Origin of the sequence: Cetobacterium sp. (assembly GCF_048470075.1) — a bacterium.
Classification (GTDB): domain Bacteria; phylum Fusobacteriota; class Fusobacteriia; order Fusobacteriales; family Fusobacteriaceae; genus Cetobacterium_A.
In genome coordinates this window covers 1-16,681 of sequence record NZ_DBGBQB010000244.1, presented here as the reverse complement: position 1 = coordinate 16,681, position 16,681 = coordinate 1, and the positions used below count along the sequence as shown (strand labels likewise).

Below are 16,681 nucleotides of genomic sequence, written 5' to 3'. Positions count from 1 at the left end.
ATTAATATTTCACTCTCGGTTTTATAATTTATATTAAGCTGCAGTTACTTCTTTAGCTATTGGTCCTTTGTTTCCTTCCTCAACGATAAATGAAACATTTTGTCCTTCCTCTAAAGTTCTAAACCCTTCCCCAACAATTCCAGTAAAGTGTACGAAATAATCTTTCCCCTCTTCACAAGTTACAAAACCAAATCCTTTTTCTTTGTTAAACCATTTAACAGTTCCTTTTAACATTTTAACCTCCAAATTATCTAAAAAGTATAATAAGTCCCCCTAGGCACTTTATGGATATATTATACATTATTGGACTCTGATTTGCAATACATTTTGTTTGTTTTTTGAAGAAAAAAAAGTTTTTTTACACAATAATTAAAATTTAAGACATTTTTTTAGTTTTGTTTATTTTATTATTATTATAATATAAAAAAGAGAACTACAACGTAGTTCTCTTTCAAGCGAATTAGAATTATACTAATTCGATTATAGCCATCTCAGCAGAATCTCCCTTTCTTACAGAAGTTCTGATGATTCTTGTGTATCCACCGTTTCTCTCAGCATACTTTGGAGCTAAATCGTTAAATAACTTAGCTACAGCCTCTTCGCTTCTTAAGAAAGCGAAAGCTTGTCTTCTGTGAGCAAGAGTTCCTTTTTTACCAAGAGTAACCATTCTCTCAGCAAACTTTCTAAGCTCTTTTGCTCTAGTAACAGTAGTTTCTATTCTATCTGATAAAATTAGAGATATTGTTAAGTTCATTAACATAGCTTTTCTATGGTCAGCTCTTCTCCCTAACTTTCTATATGATTTATTGTGGTTCATTAGTCAGTTAGCCTCCTTATCTAATTATTCTACAGATCCATTTCCATTTAGATCGAACCCAAGTTCTTTCATCTTTTCAAGGATCTCATCTAGTGATTTTCTTCCTAGATTCTTTATTTTTAGAAGTTCGTTCATTGACATTCTTGCCAACTGTCCAACTTCCTCTATTCCAGCTTTCTTTAAGCAGTTAAATGATCTAACTGTTAAATCTAGCTCCTCTATTCTTGTATTTAATATATCATCAGCTTTAGTTGTTGATGCTGGAGTTTCCTCCTCTTCCTCAAGGTCCACTCTTAAGTGATCCATTCTATTTCCTAAATCTAGGAAAGGATCTAAGTGATACTTTAAAAGTTCTACAGCATAAGAGATTGCGTCTCTTATCTCAACACTTCCATCAGTCTCTATATTTAAAGTCAACTTGTCGAAATCAGTCATTCTTCCAACCATTGTATCCTGAACTGAGTAAGATACTTTTCTGATTGGTGTATATATAGCATCAACTGCTATAAAATCTACAGCCCAATCTTTTTTCTCTATCTCTTCAGCAACAACAAATCCTTCACCAGTATCAACTATAAATTCCATATCGATCTCTCTATCTGTAGTTAATGTACAGATAATTTGATCTGGATTTACAATTTCTAATCCGATATCTGGTATTATATCAGCAGCTGTAACAGTCTTAGGTCCCTTTGCAGAAAGAGTCATTTTTCTTTCTCCAGCAGTTTCTGCCTTTATTACTACCTCTTTTACATTTAGCATTATCTCAGTTACAGCTTCTTTAACACCTTCCATAACTGAAAACTCGCTTAGTACTCCATCAATTCTTACTCCCTTAATGGCAGCACCAGGTATAGATGATAGTAAAACTCTTCTCAAAGCATTACCAATTGTATGTCCATATCCTCTATATAAAGGCTCTATAACATATTGACCTGAAAAGTCACTTGTTTTTAATTCGGTAATGTTAATACCCTTAGCATGTTTTTCTATTTTTAACATTTAATCAACTCCTGTCAAAGGATTTATTATCTTGAATAGAACTCAACTATTAAAGCTTCGTTTAGATCGAAATCTAAATCGTCTTTAGTTGGGTTCTGAAGAACTTTTCCTGCGAAGTTAGCTTTATCTAACTCTAACCATGCTGGAACTGTTTTCTCTTCTACTGCAGATTTGATTAACTCGATATTTTTTGAGTTCTCAATTACAGATACTACATCCCCTGCTTTTACTCTATAAGATGCGATGTTAACTCTTCTTCCGTTAACAGCAATGTGTCCGTGAGACACGATTTGTCTAGCTTGTCTTCTAGTTTTAGCGAATCCTAGTCTGTAAACTACGTTCTCTAATCTTCTCTCTAAGTATTGGATTAAAGTTAAACCAGTAACTCCATCCTTTCTTGAAGCCTCATCATATAATTTTCTGAATTGCTTCTCCATTACATTGTATATAAATTTAGCTTTTTGCTTTTCGTTTAACTGAATTGCATACTCTGTAGGCTTTTTGTTTGCATTTGGTCTTGGCCCTCTATTAGAAGATTTGTTAACTCCTAAAATAACTGGATCAATTCCAAGAGCTCTACATTTCTTTAAAACAGGTTGTCTATTTCTTGCCATCTCTTTATTGTTCCTCCTTACACTTAATAAATTTCTACGATAATGAGCTTAGAACAGTGTTATTACACTCTTCTTCTTTTTGGTGGTCTACATCCGTTGTGTGGAACTGGAGTTACATCAGTTATTTTTGTAACCTCTAATCCTGCTGCCTGTAGAGATCTGATACATGCCTCTCTACCTGATCCAGGTCCTTTCACTTTTACTTCAACCTTCTTCATTCCGTTTTCCATTGCGATTTGAGCTGCTTGCTCTGCTGCGATTTGAGCTGCGAATGGAGTTCCTTTTTTAGTTCCCTTGAAACCAGAAGTTCCTCCTGATTTCCAGCTTACTACTTTACCTTCCACATCAGTAATTGCTACTATTGTGTTATTGAAAGTTGAGTGTATATGAGCTACTCCGTTAGGAATATTTTTCAATTTCTTCTTGATTTTAGCTACTTTCTTCTTAGCCAATTTAGCTACCTCCTTACGATAAAATTCCGTTCTTTATACTACAATTAGCTTAAAAACTATTTCTTTATAGGTTTTTTAGGACCTTTTCTAGTTCTTGCATTTGTTTTTGACTTTTGTCCTCTTACTGGTAAGTTCATTTTGTGTCTTGAACCTCTGTAACATCTGATGTCCATAAGTCTCTTTATTGCAAGTCTGATCTCTTTTCTAAGATCTCCCTCTACCTTGATAGTTTCAACAATGGCTCTGATTTTGTTTAACTCTTCTTCAGTTAAATCCTTTACTCTAGTGTCAAAGTTTACTCCTGCTTCTGTTAATACTTTTTGTGAAGTTGGTTTTCCAATTCCATAAACGTAAGTTAGAGCAATCTCTATTCTCTTGTTTCTAGGAATATCTACTCCTGCGATTCTAGCCAAAATTTTTCCTCCTCTTCCGAAAATTTTATATATCCGTCAGTATATTAACTGACTAAGACTTTCCTCGGTATGCCTCTTTCGAGTACTAGCTCTACAGCCTAACATACCTTTACAGTACTTCCCATGTCAGTACTAGTTTGCAAAACTTTTCAAGTTATCCTTGTACTTGTTTGTGCTTAGGGTTTTCACAGATTACTCTGATTTTCCCGTGTCTCTTGATAACTTTACATTTGTCACAAATAGGCTTAATTGATACTCTTACTTTCACTTAATTACCTCCTCTCGTGATCATAACTTTACTTTTTTCTGTATACTATTCTTCCCCTAGATAAATCATAAGGAGAAATTTGTACCGTTACTTTATCTCCAGGTAAAATCTTAATGTAATTCATTCTCATTTTACCAGAGATGTGCCCTAAAATTGTGTGTCCATTCTCTAATTCAACCTTAAACATCGCATTTGGAAGGGCCTCTAATATAGTTCCTTCTAATTCGATAACATCCTTTTTCGACATATTACCTCCTATCGAACAGAAATTCATATTATTTTAACATTTATTTTACAAAAAGTCTAGCTTAATTTTAATAATTTTTTGTTATTTCTATTGAGCTAATTCAGTTAAAACAACAGGTTTTCCATCTATTATAGCGACAGTATGTTCAAAGTGTGCTGATCGCTTTCCATCTCTTGTTACTACTGTCCATCCATCATCTGTTATATTCACTTTGTAAGTTCCAATATTCACCATTGGCTCTATAGCTAAAACCATTCCTTCCTCGATTTTAATTCCTCTACCTTTTCTTCCATAGTTTGGAATACAAGGATCTTCATGCATAGCTTTTCCTACTCCGTGCCCAGCAAAATCTTTAACTACAGTAAATCCATTTGATTCAACATATTTTTGAATTGCGTTTCCAACATCTCCAAGTCTGTTTCCAGCAAATGCCTGCTCGATTCCAATTCTTCTCGCCTCTTTAGTAACATCTATCAATTTTTGTGATTCTTCATCTATCTCTCCAACTGGGAAAGTTATTGCTGAATCTCCATAAAATCCATCCATTCTAGCTACTACGTCAACACTTACAATGTCTCCATTTTGAAGAATTCTATTTTCTTTTGGAATCCCATGAACTACCTCTTCATTTACAGATATACAAGACCCAGCAGGGTATGGATTTATTGGTCCACCTACACCTATAGTTGCTGGCTCTGCTCCATTATCTATCAAGTAGTTTTCAATTAATTTGTTCAACTCATGCGTTGAAATACCTGGTTTTATAAACTGTGGTAAATACTCTGCATATAATCTTGCAATTAATTGACATGGTTTTTTGATTTTTTCTATCTCTTCTCTAGTTTTTATTATAACCATAATCTTCCTTTCTGGTTTTCTAAAGTTATCCTAAAATATTAAAGATCTCTTTTGCAATTTCATTTATCTCTTTAGTTCCATCTAACTCTACCATTACTCCTCTTTCTGAATAGAAGTCGAATAATGGAGCTGTTTGCTCATGATATGCAGATAATCTTTTTTCAACAGTTTCCTTATTGTCATCTTTTCTGATAATTAAATCAGAACCACAATAATCACATTTTCCCTCTACTTTTGGTGGATTATTTACAATATGGAAAGATGCTCCACAATTTGGACATACTCTTCTTCCTACTACTCTTCCCACTATTAACTCATCAGGAACATTTAAAGATATAACTTTGTCTAAGTTCATATTTAACTCTTTTAATAATACCTCTAGAGCCTCTGCTTGAGCTAAAGTTCTTGGAAATCCATCTAAAATAAATCCTTTTTTGCAATCCTCTTGTGATAATCTATCTTTAATTATTCCTATCATTGTAGAATCTGGAACTAATTTTCCTTCATCCATAAATTTTTTAGCTTCCATTCCCATCTCTGTACCTTCAGCTATCGCTGCTCTTAGCATATCTCCAGTAGAGATTTGTGGAATTCCATATTTATCAATTATGAATTTTGCTTGTGTTCCTTTTCCAGCACCAGGTGCTCCAAATAACATTATATTCATTACTTTCATCTCCTTATATTTTTAAATAAAAAGGGCACGACATATGCCGTGCCAAGATTTTATAAAAATCCCTTATACTCTTTCATGATAAGGTGAGCATCTATCTGTTGTACAGTATCTAGAGCTACTCCCACTACTATTATTATTCCTGTTCCACCAAAGAATATTGGCAGTCCAAAAGCTTTAAATAGTACCATTGGTGCAATTGCGATTAAAGCTAAAAATATAGCTCCACCCCAAGTTATTCTAGTTACAACTCCTTCAAGATAATCAGCTGTATCAGATCCAGGTCTAATACTTGGAATCGTACCTCCACCTTGTTTTAAGTTCTCTGCAACCTTTTCAGGATCGAAAACTATTGAAGTATAGAAGAACGAGAAGAATATAATTACAGCAGCATATAGTATTAAATATACAGGATGCTGGTCACCAAATATTCTAGCAAGTATTACCTTTCCAGAAAACTCTCCGGGAAGCATGTTTACTATTAAAGAAGGTATCATCATCACCACTGAAGCGAAAATTACAGGCATAACACCTGAACTATTTAACTTCAATGGAATATATGAGTTTTGACCCATTCCATTATTTCCAGCAAATCCTCTCCCTACATAGTGAACTGGTATTTTTCTTTGCCCTAATTGGAATACAACAATTCCCGCAATTGTTATAATTGCAGCAACCCCCACTAATAACAAAACAGGAATAAGAAACTTACTCCCTCTCATATCTTGTATAGTTTGAATAACAGCTCCTGGGGCTCCTGAAATAACATTTAAAAATATTAGTAGTGAAACTCCATTACCGATACCTTTTACAGATATCTGTTCCCCTACCCACATTAAAAATATTGTTCCTGCCGTTAAAGTTGTTATTGTTGTTAAGAAAAATGTAAACCCTGGTGTTGTTACTAATCCTACCGATTGTAACCAAGTGCATACTCCAATTCCTTGGACTATAGCTATTACAATAGTTAGGTATCTAGTCCATTGAGTAATCTTATTTCTTCCTGACTCACCCTCTTTTTGAATCTCTTCAATCTTTGGAATGATTACAGCAAGTAAACTAAATACAATTGATGAATTGATATATGGTACAATTCCCAATGCAAATATAGATACTCTTTGGAAAGCCCCACCTGAGAACATATTAATATATCCTAGTAAATCACTTTGTGCAGTCATTTGAGCTAAACGATCAATGTCCACACCAGGAGCAGGGATATATGTCCCTACCCTAGCTACTAGGAACATTAATAAGGTGAAGATGATTCTCTCTCTCAGTTCCGGAATTTTAAATATACCTCTAAGCTTCGTTTCAAACTTTTCAATTAAACCCAAAATTCTTCACCTCACATTGAAATAACTAGTCTATAAATTACTTGTTATTTTTTGCTACATCAGCAAAAGTTTTAACTTCAAGAATCTCTACAGATCCACCTTTTGCCTCGATAGCTGCTTTTGCAGAAGCAGAAACTTTGTGAGCTTTTACAGATACTTTCTTCTCTAGCTCTCCGTTTCCTAAAACTTTGATTCCAGCAAGAGTTTTCTTGATTACACCAGCAGCTACTAATAACTCTGGAGTTACCTCTGTTCCCTCTTCGAATCTATTTAAATCACATAAGTTTATTACTGCATAATCTTTTCTGAATATAGCGTTAGAGAATCCTCTCTTTGGAGTTCTTCTGTATAAAGGCATTTGTCCACCCTCGAAGTAAGGTTTTACCCCTCCTCCTGCTCTAGAGTTTTGACCATTGCTTCCTTTTCCTGCAGTCTTTCCTAATCCTGAAGACTCTCCTCTTCCGATTCTTTTTCTAGCTTTTCTTGGTACAGAAGGCTTTAATTCATTTAATTTCATTGATTATTGCACCTCCTCTACTTTTATTAGGTAAGAAATTTGAGCGATTTTTCCCATTAATTCAGGAGTCACGTTATGCTCTCTAACATCATTCATCTTCTTAAGCCCTAGCGACTTTGCAGTTGCTATATGGTTAGGCTTTCTTCCGATTATGCTTTTTACAAGCTCTATTCTAAGCTTTGCCATCTTTTTTTACCTCCTAGCTTAAGATTTCCTTAACTTCTTTTCCTCTTAAAGCTGCAACTTCTTCAGCAGATCTTAATGCTGCTAAACCTTCAATTGTAGCTCTTGCAACGTTGTGCTTGTTTCTTGATCCTTTTATTTTTGTAAGGATATTGTGTACTCCTGCTAACTCAAGAATCTCTCTACAAGATGATCCTGCGATAACTCCAGTACCTTCGTAAGCCGGTGCCATCCAAATTGATGTAGCTCCCCACTTACCAACTATCTCATGAGGAATAGTAGTTCCTTTTAATGAAACCTTTACCATGTTTTTCTTAGCTGAAGCGATTGCTTTTCTGATTGCATCAGGTACACCATTCGCTTTTCCTAGTCCTATTCCTACGTTTCCTTCAGCGTCTCCTACAGCAGCTAAAACTGAGAAAGATATAGTTCTTCCTCCTTTAGTTGTCTTAGAAACTCTAGAAATCTTTAATAATTTCTCTTGAAATTGTTTTTCTTCTTTAACTAACTTAGACAAGTGAAGTCCTCCTCTCTACAAGAATTAGAATTTAAGTCCTGCTTCTCTTGCAGCCTCTGCAAGGGCAGCTACTCTTCCTGTGTATTTATATCCAGATCTGTCAAATACGATAACAGATATTTCTTTTGCTACAGCTCTCTCAGCAATTGCTTTTCCAACTAGCTTAGCAGACTCGATGTTTCCACCGTGCTTTACATTCCCTTTGATCTCTTTATCGATAGTAGATGCAGAAACTAAAGTTACTCCATTTACGTCATCAACTAATTGAGCAAAGATGTTGTTGTTTGATCTATATATAGAAAGTCTTGGTCTCTCAGCTGTACCAGAAATCTTGTTTCTGATAGATAAGTGCTTTCTTCTTCTAATAGCGTCTCTATTAACTTTCTTAAACAACTTTTTAACCTCCTTATTCTCAGCACACTAACATTTTTTAGTTAGTATTATGATTTCTTACCTTCTTTTCTTCTGATTACTTCGTCAGAATACTTAACTCCTTTTCCTTTGTAAGGCTCTGGAGCTCTCTTAGATCTGATGTCAGCAGCAACTTGTCCTACTACATCTTTCTCTATACCTTCAATGTGGATAGTTGTATTTTTCTCAACTGTCATTTTGATTCCTTCAACAGCATCGATTATAACTGGGTGAGAATAACCTAAAGCCATCTCTAATCCAGCATTTTTCTCAGTAGCTCTGTAACCAACTCCAACAAGTGTAAGAGTTTTCTTGAAACCTTCAGATACTCCAACAACCATGTTGTTTATAAGTGCTCTTGTAGTTCCGTGTATAGCTCTTACAGCTGGTAAATCGTTTGGTCTTGCAACTGTAACCTCATTGTTTTCTACATTTATTGTTAACTCTTCGTTAAATTTTTTAGTTAAAGTACCTTTAGGTCCTTTTACAGTAACTACGTTTCCTGCAGCTAATGTAACTTCTACCCCAGCAGGTACCACTATGATCTTCTTACCTACTCTTGACATATGGCTACCTCCTAGTTATTACCAAACGAATGCAAGAATTTCTCCACCAATGTTCTCTCTTCTAGCTACTCTATCAGTTACGATTCCTTTAGAAGTAGAAACAATAGCGATTCCTAAACCTGATAATACTCTTGGCATATCTTCTACAGAAGAATAAACTCTTCTTCCTGGCTTAGATATTCTCTTTATTCCTTTGATTACTCTTTCTTTTCCGTCATACTTTAAGTATACTCTTATATTCTTTTTATTTCCATCTGTTACTATCTTATAGTTAGAAATATATCCCTCTTCTTTTAAAATCTCAGCGATTCTCTCTTTTATGTTAGAGTGAGGAACATCTGTTTTCTCATGCATTACAGCATTTGCATTTCTAACTCTTGTTAACATATCTGCAATTGGATCTGTTAAAAACATGTATTAAATCCTCCTTTCATCAATTACCAAGATGATTTCTTTACACCTGGGATAAGTCCAGCACCAGCTAGTTGTCTGAACTTAACTCTCGAAATTCCGAATTCTCTCATGAATCCTCTTGGTCTTCCATCTAATTGACATCTATTTTTCTTTCTAACTTCTGAAGAGTTTTTAGGTAATTTGTTTAGCTCAAACATAGCTTCCATATCTCCCTCATTTACTCTCTTCTTCAGCTCAGCTCTTTTTTCAGCATATTTGTCGCATAAAGTTGCTCTTTTAACTTCTCTAGCGATCATTGACTTTTTAGCCATTTATTATTAACCTCCTCACTATTTACTTTTTGAAAGGCATTCCGAATGCCTTAAGTAAAGCTCTTCCTTCTTCATCTGTTTTAGCTGAAGATACTATAGTGATAGACATTCCTAAAAGCTTGTCAACTTTATCAAACTCGATCTCAGGGAAAACTAATTGATCTCTTAATCCTAAAGAGTAGTTTCCTCTTCCGTCGAATGAATCCGCTGGAACTCCTTCGAAGTCTCTTACTCTTGGAAGAACTACATTTACTAATCTATCTAGAAAATCGTACATTCTCTCTTTTCTTAAAGTAACTTTTGCACCGATTGGCATTCCTTCTCTTAACTTAAATCCAGCTTCTGATTTTTTTGCTTTTCTTACAACTGGTTTTTGTCCTGTGATTATTGCTAAATCAGCCATTGCAGAATCGATTAATTTAGAGTTTTGAGTTGCCTCTCCTACTCCCATGTTAACAACGATTCTGTCTAATTTTGGACATTCCATAACGTTTGATAATCCTAACTCTTTCATTAAGTTAGCAATTATTGTTTCGTTATATAACTTATGATATCTAGAAACGTATTTAGACACTTACGTTCTCCTCCTCTCTTATAAAGTTTCTCCAGATACTTTAGAGTATCTTACTTTTTTACCGTCCACGAACTTGTATCCAACTCTTGTTGGTTTACCAGCTTTCTCATCAAATAGCATTACTTTTGAAGAGAACATTGGAGCTGGTTTAGTTACAACTCCACCTTGTGGGTTTATTTGTGAAGGTTTCATATGCTTTGTAACCATGTTGATGTTCTCAACAACGATCTTTCCTTTTTTAGGGAATACTTTTAAAACCTTACCTGTTTTTCCTTTATCTTTTCCAGATATTACGTAAACTGTATCTCCAGTTTTTACATGTAATGACTCTGGTACAAATTTAATCTTAGGTTTAGCCACGACAATTAGCCTCCTCTCTCAATTATATTACTTCTGGAGCTAGTGAAACTATCTTCATGAAGTCTTTAGCTCTTAATTCTCTTGCAACTGGTCCGAATATTCTTGTTGCTCTTGGTTCATTATTGTTATTTAAGATAACAGCTGCGTTATCATCAAATTTAATATATGATCCATCTTCTCTTCTTAACTCTTTTTTAGTTCTAACAATAACTGCCTTTACTACGTCTCCTTTTTTAACGTTTCCACCAGGTATTGCTTCCTTAACTGATGCCACAACAATGTCACCGATTCTTCCGAATCTTCTTCTAGATCCTCCAAGAACTCTTATAACCATAAGTTTTTTAGCTCCTGAGTTATCAGCAACATTAAGGATAGTTTGTTGTTGTACCATTAAATTATCCTCCTCTCAACAATAATTTGGATTATTATCTAGCTTTCTCTATAATATCAACTAGTCTCCATCTCTTATCTCTAGATAATGGTCTAGTTTCCATGATTCTTACTTTATCTCCAGTTTGAGCTACGTTGTTCTCGTCATGTGCCTTGAACTTCATAGTCTTCTTAACTCTCTTTTTGTAGATTGGGTGTAATACCATTGTTTCGATAGCAACAACTATCGTCTTGTCCATCTTATCAGAAACAACGATTCCTTCTCTTACTTTTCTCTCGTTTCTCAAGATTTTGACCTCCTCTTCTTAAGAATCTATATTTTTTACTAAGATTTAATTATCTTTCGTTTAATATAGTGTTTATTCTTGCGATCTCTCTTCTTACTTCTCTAATCTTAGCAGTGTTAGTTACTTGTCCTAATGAAAGTTGAAACTTTAGGTTGAAAAGTTCTTCCTTAAGCTCTTTACACTTTACTACTAAGTCTTCAGTAGATATTTCTCTTATTTCCTTAGCTCTCATTAGTTCTCACCACCATTCTCTCTTTTTACAATCTTACATCTGATAGGAAGTTTCATAGAAGCTTTTCTTAAAGCTGCTATTGCTTTCTCTTCAGTAACACCAGATACCTCGAACATTATTCTTCCAGGTTTTACTACTGCTACCCAACCTTCTACGTTTCCTTTACCTTTACCCATTCTTACTCCAGCTGGTCTAGCAGTGATTGGCTTATCAGGGAATATTCTAATAAAAGTTTTACCTTCTCTTCTGAATGTTCTGTTGATTCCAACTCTACAAGACTCGATCTGTCTGTTTGTTATCCATGCTGGCTCAAGGGCTTGTAATCCGTAATCTCCGAAAGCAACAGTGTTACCTCTTTGAGCTGTACCCTTCATTCTTCCTCTAAACATTTTTCTATGTTTTGTTCTTTTAGGCATTAACATGATTACGCTTCCCCTCCTTCCTTCTTAGTTGGAAGTACTTCACCGTGGAAGATCCAAACTTTGATTCCAAGAGCTCCATATGTTGTGTGAGCTGTAGCTGTAGCGTAGTCGATATCTGCTCTTAATGTGTGTAGAGGTACTTTTCCTTCTACTACCCACTCAGATCTTGCGATCTCAGCACCATTTAATCTTCCAGAAACCATAACTTTGATTCCTTTTGCTCCTGCTTTCATTGCTCTCATAACAGCTTGGCTTACTGCTCTCTTATAAGCTACCCTCTTCTCGATAGATGTAGCGATGTTTTCTGCAACTAAAGTTGCATCTTTGTTAAACTCTTTAACCTCTTGAACTTTAACTGTAACTTTTCTTCCAGTCATTGCTTCAAGTTTAGCTCTTAATGATTCTATTTCAGAACCTTTTCTTCCGATGATTATTCCAGCTTTAGCTGTGTGTATTAAAACTACAACGTGTGATGGAGAAGTTCTCTCGATTTTTACCTTCGAAATTCCCGCGTGGAAGTAGTTCTTTTTGATCATTTCTCTGATCTTTGTATCTTCATGGAAGAACTTTGCGTATTCTTTTTTATCTGCATACCAGATAGAATCCCAAGTTCTTGTTATTCCAAGTCTCAGTCCTCTAGGGTCTACTTTTTGTCCCACAGTCTTACCTCCTTACTACTTTTCAGACACTGCCACAACAATGTGTGCTGTTGGTTTTCTTATTATATCTGCTCTTCCCATCGCTCTTGGCATTATTCTCTTAAGCGCTGGTCCGTCATTTATCATTATAGTTGATACTACTAACTTCTCCTCATCCATGTTGAAGTTGTTAGTTGCATTAGCAATTGCTGATGCTAGTGTTTTCTTTATAAATCTAGCTGCTTTTTTGTTAGTAAACTCTAACGTATCTAAAGCTTCTAATGCTGATTTTCCTCTCACTAAGTCTGCTACAAGTCTAGCTTTTCTTGGAGATAATCTTACGAATCTAGTTATTGCTCTAGCTTCCACTAGTCCAACCTCCTTTTCCTACTATCAATTTATTAATTTAAAATCGATTATTTTTTCTTTTTCTTTTTGTCTACACCGTGACCATAGTATGTTCTAGTTGGTGCAAACTCTCCTAGTTTATGTCCAACCATTTGCTCAGTTACGTGAACTGGTATGTGCTTTTTACCATTGTAAACACCAAATGTTAATCCTATAAAGTTAGGGAATATTGTTGATCTTCTAGACCAAGTCTTTATTACCGCTTTTATATTCTCAGTAGCTACTGCTTCCTCAACTTTTTTCATTAAGTGGTGGTCACAAAAAGGTCCTTTTTTTAATGATCTAGCCATTACCTATTAGCCTCCTCTCGAAAATTACTTTTCGTTTCTTCTTCTTACGATAAACTTGTCTGAAGTTTTTCTTCCTCTTGTCTTAACACCATGAGCTGGTTTACCCCAAGGAGTCATAGGAGATTTTCTTCCAACTGGAGCTTTACCTTCTCCTCCACCATGTGGGTGATCACAAGGGTTCATTACAGATCCTCTAACGTGAGGTCTTCTTCCTTTGTGTCTATTTCTTCCAGCTTTACCTAGTGAAACTAGGCTGTGCTCAGAGTTTCCTACTTCACCGATAGTTGCCATACATTCTCCGTGAATTAATCTTAACTCACCTGATGGTAACTGAACGTGACAGTAAGTTCCTTCTTTTGCAACTAGTCTTGCTGCAGTTCCTGCAGATCTAACTAATTGTCCACCCTTTCCTCTTTGTAACTCAACGTTGTGAATCTGTGATCCAACAGGCATCTCTTTTAATTTAAGAGCGTTTCCTGGCTTTATTTCAGCATTTGAACCAGCCATTACGATGTCACCTTTCTTAAGTCCCTTTGGAGCAAGAATATATCTCTTCTCTCCGTCAGCGTACGATAATAATGCAATGTTTGCAGTTCTATTTGGATCGTACTCTAGTGATACTACCTTTGCAGGTACATCTAATTTATTTCTTTTAAAGTCGATGATTCTGTAAAGTCTTTTGTGTCCCTTGTCTCTATTTCTACAAGTTCTGTGTCCATAGTTATCTCTACCATAAGCAGATTTTAATGGAGTAGTTAAAGACTTTTCAGGTCTAACTTTATCTAAATCTTCGTTAACTAATCTAGACATGTGTCTAGTACCATTAGTTATAGCATTTAACTTTCTAATTGCCATTTTGTTAACCTCCAAAATTTCCTGACCTATAATTATCTTTAGCTTTATCCTTTTTATATATAAAGAACTAAACCTCTAATTATTTTTCAATTATACTTCTGCGAAGTAAGTTATTGTGTTCCCAGCAGCTAATTTAACAATAGCTTTTTTCTTAGCTTGAGTTTTGTAAAGCTTCATTCCATGTCTCTTAGTAACTGGCTTTACGTTGATTGTAGCTACAGATTCAACTTTTACGTTAAATATAGTTTCGATAGCTTTTCTAATCTCAACTTTATTTGCTTTAGGACTTACCTCAAATGTGTACTTGTTGTAATCTCTTCTTAAAATTTCAGTTTTTTCAGTGATTACAGGCTTCTTTACGATATCGTAAGCAGTCATTATGCAAGCACCTCCTCGATTGTCGTTAACGCTTCCTTAGTTACGATAACTTTCTCTTGCTTTAATAACCAGTAAACTCCAATCTCATTTGGTTGAAGAACTACTGCGTTCTCTAAGTTTCTAGCTGATAAGTATAAGTTGTAATCAGCTTCTGTAGCAAGGTCATTTACAACGAATAATTGCTTTGTAGTTGCTGTTAAAGCATTTGTTAAAGCGATTATTGTTTTTGTTTTTGGAGCATCTACAGTTCCATCAAGAACTAAGATCTCTCCAGCAGCAACTTTCGCAGAAAGTGCTGATCTTAAAGCAAGGTTTCTTACTTTTTTGTTTACTTTTTTCTCATATGATCTTGGTTGTGGTCCGAATGTTACTCCTCCACCTACCATGTGTGGAGCTCTGATAGAACCTTGTCTAGCTCTTCCAGTTCCTTTTTGTTTGAAAGGCTTTCTTCCTCCACCTTTAACCATAGCTCTAGTTTTAGTAGCTGCAGTTCCTTGTCTAGCAGCTGCTAACTCTGCAGTTAATACTTCGTGTAATACTGCTTGATTAGGCTCGATTCCGAATACAGAATCTTTAACTTCTACAGTACCAGTTTGGTTTCCTGCTAAGTCATATATGTTTAAAACTGCCATTATTTTCCTCCTTCCTCATCTACTAACTAATTATTTCTTCACAGCTGGTTTAACAACGATATATCCGTTCTTTGGACCAGGTACTGCACCTTTAATTAGTAGTAAGTTGTTTTCTGCGTCAACTTTAACAATTTTTAAGTTTTGAACTGTTACAGTTGTATTTCCATATTGTCCAGCCATTCTTTTGTTCTTAAGAACTTTTCCAGGCCAAGACGACATTCCAATAGATCCTCCAAGTCTGTGGTTTCTAGAAACACCGTGAGAAGCTCTGTTTCCACTGAAGTTATGTCTCTTCATAACTCCTGATGTTCCTTTACCTTTTGAAGTTCCTGTAATGTCTACGAAAGCAACCTCTGCTAAAGCATCTACTTTGATCTCTTGTCCAAGTTCGATTCCTTCTACTGAATCAACTTTTAACTCTTTAACAAATCTTAATGGCTTTACACCAGCTTTGTTAAAAATTCCCATTAATGGCTTTGTAGTATTTTTTTCTTTTTTCTCATCAAATCCTAATTGTAAAGCTGTGTATCCATCATTCTCTACAGTCTTCTTTTGAAGAACATAGTTAGGTCCAGCTTCAACAACTGTAACTGGAATAAATTTTCCATCTTCGAAAATTTGAGTCATTCCAATTTTTTTTGCTAAAATTCCTGACATGTGTTTTACCTCCATCAAATAATATATTGGTTGACAACTTGCCCTCGTGGTTCCACCACTTTTTCTTTAAAAAAAAACGCCAACTTGTATTATTCTGTAAGGATAATTTAATTCTTCAATTAGCATCAAATTACCCGAAAATCAGCCGTCTGCTTTTTTCTCAGAATCTTTTCATTAAAACAATTAAGCTTGCTTTATTTCGATTCCAACACCAGCTGGTAAGTTAACTGCTGTTAAAGAAGCAATTGTCTTAGGGTTAGAGTTTTTAATCTCTACCATTCTTCTGTGCACTCTCATCTCGAATTGCTCTCTCGAGTCTTTGTTTACGTGTACTGATCTTAGTACAGTATATTTTTTAATCTTTGTAGGTAGTGGCATAGGTCCTGCAATTTCTGCTCCAGATTTCTTTGCTACTTCTACTATTTTCTTAGCTGATTGATCTAATAAAGTGTGATCATAAGCTTTTAAGTAAATTCTTAACTTGTTAGAAGCCATTTTACTTTTCGCACCTCCTTAAAAGTTTCGATTAAAAGAATTAAATAATTCTTTTGTACACTCTGGTAATTATATCATATTTTTTACAAAAAGCAAATGTTTTTTGTTTTTATTTAAAAGTTTTTTTATCTAGTGTTTATAAGAATATAAAAGGGGACGAAGTCCCCTTCTATATGAACTAATTTTCACTTAGTTTAAGTAAGATTACTTAGTAATTTCTGCAACAACTCCAGAAGCTACTGTTCTTCCTCCCTCTCTGATCGCGAATCTTAATCCTGGCTCCATTGCGATTGGGTGGATTAATTCCACTGTCATCTCAATGTTGTCTCCTGGCATTACCATCTCTACTCCCTCAGGTAAGTTGATTGCTCCAGTTATATCTGTAGTTCTGAAGTAGAACTGTGGTCTGTATCCTGAGAAGAATGGAGTATGTCTTCCTCCCTCTTCCTTAGTTAATACGTATACC

Annotated in this window: 32 protein-coding genes and 1 pseudogene; all 33 read right to left on the bottom strand. The window is 35.1% G+C overall.

The genetic code is table 11. The features are described 5' to 3' along the window. Positions 1 to 33: 33 nt before the first annotated feature. Complete coding sequence (locus tag ACMOUI_RS08675; RefSeq protein ID WP_418965312.1) at positions 34 to 234, bottom strand: cold-shock protein; 201 nt, start codon at positions 232 to 234, stop codon at positions 34 to 36. A gap of 232 nt (positions 235 to 466) precedes the next feature. After that, the gene (rplQ, locus tag ACMOUI_RS08670) at positions 467 to 817 is read right to left on the bottom strand and encodes a 50S ribosomal protein L17 (RefSeq protein ID WP_023050832.1); all 351 of its coding nucleotides are present in this window, start codon (positions 815 to 817) and stop codon (positions 467 to 469) included. 24 nt (positions 818 to 841) lie between these two features. Further along, positions 842 to 1,819 (bottom strand): DNA-directed RNA polymerase subunit alpha, encoded by a 978-nt coding sequence (locus ACMOUI_RS08665; protein ID WP_418965311.1) that lies wholly within the window; start codon positions 1,817 to 1,819, stop codon positions 842 to 844. A gap of 26 nt (positions 1,820 to 1,845) precedes the next feature. Further along, the gene (gene rpsD, locus ACMOUI_RS08660) at positions 1,846 to 2,433 is read right to left on the bottom strand and encodes a 30S ribosomal protein S4 (RefSeq protein ID WP_418965310.1); all 588 of its coding nucleotides are present in this window, start codon (positions 2,431 to 2,433) and stop codon (positions 1,846 to 1,848) included. A gap of 62 nt (positions 2,434 to 2,495) precedes the next feature. Beyond that, positions 2,496 to 2,885, bottom strand: a complete 390-nt coding sequence (gene rpsK / locus ACMOUI_RS08655; protein ID WP_256690268.1) for a 30S ribosomal protein S11 — start codon at positions 2,883 to 2,885, stop codon at positions 2,496 to 2,498. Positions 2,886 to 2,941: 56 nt separating this feature from the next. Next, a complete protein-coding gene (gene rpsM, locus ACMOUI_RS08650; RefSeq protein WP_418965309.1) occupies positions 2,942 to 3,298 on the bottom strand; it encodes a 30S ribosomal protein S13 in 357 nt (118 codons plus the stop codon). Between the two features lie 154 nt (positions 3,299 to 3,452). Next, the gene (rpmJ, locus tag ACMOUI_RS08645; protein ID WP_040407302.1) at positions 3,453 to 3,566 is read right to left on the bottom strand and encodes a 50S ribosomal protein L36; all 114 of its coding nucleotides are present in this window, start codon (positions 3,564 to 3,566) and stop codon (positions 3,453 to 3,455) included. A gap of 28 nt (positions 3,567 to 3,594) precedes the next feature. Then, positions 3,595 to 3,813: a translation initiation factor IF-1 gene (infA, locus tag ACMOUI_RS08640; RefSeq protein WP_040407300.1), complete on the bottom strand. Its 219-nt coding sequence runs from the start codon at positions 3,811 to 3,813 to the stop codon at positions 3,595 to 3,597. A gap of 87 nt (positions 3,814 to 3,900) precedes the next feature. Then, a complete protein-coding gene (gene map / locus ACMOUI_RS08635) occupies positions 3,901 to 4,671 on the bottom strand; it encodes a type I methionyl aminopeptidase (protein WP_418965308.1) in 771 nt (256 codons plus the stop codon). 25 nt (positions 4,672 to 4,696) lie between these two features. Further along, positions 4,697 to 5,338 carry an adenylate kinase gene (locus ACMOUI_RS08630; protein WP_418965307.1) on the bottom strand — a complete coding sequence of 214 codons (642 nt, stop codon included), beginning with the start codon at positions 5,336 to 5,338 and terminating at the stop codon, positions 4,697 to 4,699. A 59-nt stretch (positions 5,339 to 5,397) separates the two neighbouring features. Then, on the bottom strand, positions 5,398 to 6,678 hold the full coding sequence (gene secY / locus ACMOUI_RS08625) for a preprotein translocase subunit SecY (protein ID WP_418965306.1): 1,281 nt from the start codon (positions 6,676 to 6,678) through the stop codon (positions 5,398 to 5,400). 37 nt (positions 6,679 to 6,715) lie between these two features. Further along, entirely contained in the window at positions 6,716 to 7,195 is a 480-nt protein-coding gene (gene rplO / locus ACMOUI_RS08620) for a 50S ribosomal protein L15 (protein WP_418965305.1), read from the bottom strand. A 3-nt stretch (positions 7,196 to 7,198) separates the two neighbouring features. Next, the gene (gene rpmD, locus ACMOUI_RS08615) at positions 7,199 to 7,381 is read right to left on the bottom strand and encodes a 50S ribosomal protein L30 (protein WP_023050822.1); all 183 of its coding nucleotides are present in this window, start codon (positions 7,379 to 7,381) and stop codon (positions 7,199 to 7,201) included. A gap of 13 nt (positions 7,382 to 7,394) precedes the next feature. Beyond that, on the bottom strand, positions 7,395 to 7,895 hold the full coding sequence (gene rpsE, locus ACMOUI_RS08610) for a 30S ribosomal protein S5 (protein ID WP_418965304.1): 501 nt from the start codon (positions 7,893 to 7,895) through the stop codon (positions 7,395 to 7,397). A 24-nt stretch (positions 7,896 to 7,919) separates the two neighbouring features. Beyond that, entirely contained in the window at positions 7,920 to 8,288 is a 369-nt protein-coding gene (gene rplR / locus ACMOUI_RS08605) for a 50S ribosomal protein L18 (RefSeq protein WP_332479142.1), read from the bottom strand. 47 nt (positions 8,289 to 8,335) lie between these two features. Next, complete coding sequence (gene rplF / locus ACMOUI_RS08600) at positions 8,336 to 8,872, bottom strand: 50S ribosomal protein L6 (RefSeq protein ID WP_418965303.1); 537 nt, start codon at positions 8,870 to 8,872, stop codon at positions 8,336 to 8,338. An 18-nt stretch (positions 8,873 to 8,890) separates the two neighbouring features. Next, entirely contained in the window at positions 8,891 to 9,286 is a 396-nt protein-coding gene (rpsH, locus tag ACMOUI_RS08595; RefSeq protein WP_418965302.1) for a 30S ribosomal protein S8, read from the bottom strand. Between the two features lie 23 nt (positions 9,287 to 9,309). Next, a complete protein-coding gene (rpsN, locus tag ACMOUI_RS08590; RefSeq protein ID WP_418965301.1) occupies positions 9,310 to 9,597 on the bottom strand; it encodes a 30S ribosomal protein S14 in 288 nt (95 codons plus the stop codon). Between the two features lie 22 nt (positions 9,598 to 9,619). Continuing rightward, positions 9,620 to 10,171 carry a 50S ribosomal protein L5 gene (gene rplE, locus ACMOUI_RS08585; protein WP_418965300.1) on the bottom strand — a complete coding sequence of 184 codons (552 nt, stop codon included), beginning with the start codon at positions 10,169 to 10,171 and terminating at the stop codon, positions 9,620 to 9,622. Between the two features lie 18 nt (positions 10,172 to 10,189). Further along, entirely contained in the window at positions 10,190 to 10,531 is a 342-nt protein-coding gene (gene rplX / locus ACMOUI_RS08580; protein ID WP_320313940.1) for a 50S ribosomal protein L24, read from the bottom strand. Positions 10,532 to 10,553: 22 nt separating this feature from the next. Beyond that, a complete protein-coding gene (gene rplN, locus ACMOUI_RS08575) occupies positions 10,554 to 10,922 on the bottom strand; it encodes a 50S ribosomal protein L14 (protein WP_307774868.1) in 369 nt (122 codons plus the stop codon). 34 nt (positions 10,923 to 10,956) lie between these two features. Next, positions 10,957 to 11,208, bottom strand: a complete 252-nt coding sequence (rpsQ, locus tag ACMOUI_RS08570; RefSeq protein WP_418965299.1) for a 30S ribosomal protein S17 — start codon at positions 11,206 to 11,208, stop codon at positions 10,957 to 10,959. 49 nt (positions 11,209 to 11,257) lie between these two features. Further along, entirely contained in the window at positions 11,258 to 11,440 is a 183-nt protein-coding gene (gene rpmC, locus ACMOUI_RS08565) for a 50S ribosomal protein L29 (protein ID WP_023050812.1), read from the bottom strand. Next, positions 11,440 to 11,862 carry a 50S ribosomal protein L16 gene (gene rplP / locus ACMOUI_RS08560; protein WP_418965298.1) on the bottom strand — a complete coding sequence of 141 codons (423 nt, stop codon included), beginning with the start codon at positions 11,860 to 11,862 and terminating at the stop codon, positions 11,440 to 11,442. The genes rpmC and rplP overlap by 1 nt, the downstream gene beginning before the upstream one ends. Before the next feature lie 2 nt (positions 11,863 to 11,864). Then, positions 11,865 to 12,521, bottom strand: coding sequence for a 30S ribosomal protein S3 (gene rpsC / locus ACMOUI_RS08555; RefSeq protein WP_256690278.1), 657 nt, complete (start codon positions 12,519 to 12,521; stop codon positions 11,865 to 11,867). Between the two features lie 15 nt (positions 12,522 to 12,536). Beyond that, the gene (gene rplV, locus ACMOUI_RS08550; RefSeq protein ID WP_023050809.1) at positions 12,537 to 12,869 is read right to left on the bottom strand and encodes a 50S ribosomal protein L22; all 333 of its coding nucleotides are present in this window, start codon (positions 12,867 to 12,869) and stop codon (positions 12,537 to 12,539) included. Positions 12,870 to 12,916: 47 nt separating this feature from the next. Next, on the bottom strand, positions 12,917 to 13,198 hold the full coding sequence (rpsS, locus tag ACMOUI_RS08545; protein ID WP_023050808.1) for a 30S ribosomal protein S19: 282 nt from the start codon (positions 13,196 to 13,198) through the stop codon (positions 12,917 to 12,919). Positions 13,199 to 13,222: 24 nt separating this feature from the next. After that, the gene (rplB, locus tag ACMOUI_RS08540) at positions 13,223 to 14,053 is read right to left on the bottom strand and encodes a 50S ribosomal protein L2 (protein ID WP_023050807.1); all 831 of its coding nucleotides are present in this window, start codon (positions 14,051 to 14,053) and stop codon (positions 13,223 to 13,225) included. Positions 14,054 to 14,143: 90 nt separating this feature from the next. Next, positions 14,144 to 14,431, bottom strand: coding sequence for a 50S ribosomal protein L23 (gene rplW / locus ACMOUI_RS08535; protein WP_023050806.1), 288 nt, complete (start codon positions 14,429 to 14,431; stop codon positions 14,144 to 14,146). After that, positions 14,431 to 15,063, bottom strand: a complete 633-nt coding sequence (gene rplD / locus ACMOUI_RS08530) for a 50S ribosomal protein L4 (RefSeq protein ID WP_320313943.1) — start codon at positions 15,061 to 15,063, stop codon at positions 14,431 to 14,433. Before rplD ends, rplW begins: the two co-directional genes overlap by 1 nt. A 30-nt stretch (positions 15,064 to 15,093) precedes the next feature. Then, complete coding sequence (rplC, locus tag ACMOUI_RS08525) at positions 15,094 to 15,720, bottom strand: 50S ribosomal protein L3 (protein WP_418965297.1); 627 nt, start codon at positions 15,718 to 15,720, stop codon at positions 15,094 to 15,096. Positions 15,721 to 15,903: 183 nt separating this feature from the next. After that, positions 15,904 to 16,215 carry a 30S ribosomal protein S10 gene (gene rpsJ / locus ACMOUI_RS08520; protein ID WP_023050803.1) on the bottom strand — a complete coding sequence of 104 codons (312 nt, stop codon included), beginning with the start codon at positions 16,213 to 16,215 and terminating at the stop codon, positions 15,904 to 15,906. Between the two features lie 204 nt (positions 16,216 to 16,419). Continuing rightward, positions 16,420 to 16,681 (bottom strand): annotated as a pseudogene (tuf, locus tag ACMOUI_RS08515) (elongation factor Tu); the annotation flags it as partial.